This window comes from Mycolicibacterium vaccae NBRC 14118 = CIP 105934, from assembly GCF_001552715.1.
GTDB classification, from domain to species: Bacteria; Actinomycetota; Actinomycetes; order Mycobacteriales; family Mycobacteriaceae; genus Mycobacterium; species Mycobacterium vaccae.
Window position 1 is genome coordinate 1 of sequence record NZ_BCRS01000328.1, and the last position, 1,725, is coordinate 1,725.

General features: G+C 72.6%; 2 protein-coding genes and 1 pseudogene. 1 reads left to right on the forward strand and 2 read right to left on the reverse strand.

The features are described from left to right. Both MVA01S_RS29735 and MVA01S_RS29740 read right to left on the reverse strand, forming a co-directional pair. The coding region (locus tag MVA01S_RS29735; RefSeq protein ID WP_494337741.1) for a primosomal protein N' family DNA-binding protein at positions 1 to 527 on the reverse strand (527 nt) is incomplete at its 3' end. Then, on the reverse strand, positions 524 to 1,234 hold the full coding sequence (locus MVA01S_RS29740; RefSeq protein WP_040542131.1) for a lysoplasmalogenase: 711 nt from the start codon (positions 1,232 to 1,234) through the stop codon (positions 524 to 526). The genes MVA01S_RS29735 and MVA01S_RS29740, both read right to left, overlap by 4 nt. Positions 1,235 to 1,258: 24 nt before the next feature. Here MVA01S_RS29740 and MVA01S_RS29745 point away from each other — a divergent pair. Further along, positions 1,259 to 1,725 (forward strand): annotated as a pseudogene (locus tag MVA01S_RS29745) (hypothetical protein); the annotation flags it as partial.

Below are 1,725 nucleotides of genomic sequence, written 5' to 3' on the forward strand. Positions count from 1 at the left end.
AGCCGCCGCGGCCACGCTTCCCCGGGCAGCGCCTGCCACACCGCGCGTGCGGCCCGGCCCTCACCGAGAGCGGTGATGAACTGCTCTCCCCCGCTGTAGGCCTGCCAGGCGGTGCCGTCGACGGGCTCGGCCGACGGCGGGCCGAGCGGCTCACGTTTGCGCTTCTCGGCGTTGGCGTGCCGGGGCGGCACCGCCAGCCGCAGCACGTCGGCGCGAGTGCCCGCGTACCGGGCGGCCACCGCATCGACGAGCCGGCGCACATCGTGGGTCAGCACGCACTCCGCCGACACCACCTTCTCCAGCCAACCCAGTTTCCCGACATGGTCGGTGTCCGAACGCCGTTCGAGCACGAACGCGTCGACCAGCCGGCCGTGGAAGCGGACCCGGACCCGGACGCCGGGCTGGGCGTCGTCGGACAGTTCGCCAGGCACGAGGTAGTCGAACTCCCGGTCGAGGTGCGGCACCGTGAGCATCGGCAACACACGCGCGATCGGCTCGTGTTCGGCGGCCTGCCGGGCGGTGGTCACCCCGCAGGTGTAGCAGACGGCACGGACGTGCGGCCGAACAGCAGGCCCGCGGTGATCAGCAACAGCGAGGTGGCGTACATCCACCAGATCGGCACCGCCAGCGCCTCCGATCCGAGGACGAACTTGTTGATGCCGATCATCGCGTCCGACACCGCGAAACACCCCGCGCCGAGCGCGGTCCACGGGGTCGGCAGGTCGGCCAGCAGCGCGGCGCACACCATCGCCGCGAGCACCGCGATGTACACCACGACCGGCACCGCCATCCCCTGTGCCAGCAGCTGCGGCCAGAACCACACCAGCAGCGCCGCGCAGGCCACCAGAACGACCGCGACCCCGGCCAGCCGGGCCGGCGAGGACACCGCCAACGGCCACAGTGCGGCCAGGAAGCACAGATGCGCGATCAGGAAGGCGGCCAGCCCCAACACGAACGACGGCTCCCACCACGGCATCGCGAGCAGGTAGTCCCCGGCTGCGGAGAACACCAGCGCCGCGACCAGCCAGCGCCGCTCCCGGCGGATCGGATGAGTCAGGGCAGCGGCCGCGAGCAGCACCGCGGCCAACGCCTTCACCGCAGGCTGAAGGCCGAACTGGCCGGTCAGCTCGGCGCCCGCAGGCACCCGGGTGGCGGTCACGATCAGGAACACGCCGTAGCCGGCGGCCACGACGGCGGCGGCCGTCCACAACGCCTGTCCTCGAGTCCTGGGCATTCGGAGAACCTACTATCTGAACCGATGGGCAGAATTGGGCGCCGCGCGCGTACGGACAGCGTTCGCGTCGCGGCGCTCGACGTGCAGCACAGCCACCGACGTTCGGCGGTCGTGGTCGGGCCGGTGGCGCTCCCCCCGCTCGACGAACTCACCGCCCGCCTGCTGGCGATGGCCGATTCCGGACCGGCCGCCAGAATCGCGCTGCAGCCCTCGACCGCCGGCACCGGATGGCGGTTCTCGCCGTCCGCACTGCGGCGTGCGGTCTCGGCGACCGACCACGAGCCGGCCGATCCGGTGGAACTGCTGACCATGCTGCGGCAGTGCCCGGGCGACGGTCTGCGGATCCTGGCTGCCGGCGACCATCTCGCGATCGACTTCAGCCACGGCCTCGGCGAGGTGCCGCTGCTGGACATGCTCGTCGCTGTGCTGCTGGGCGCCGTGGACCCCCGCGACGACTCGGTGTGGGCCCCCTACCGGCGGGCCGCCCCGCC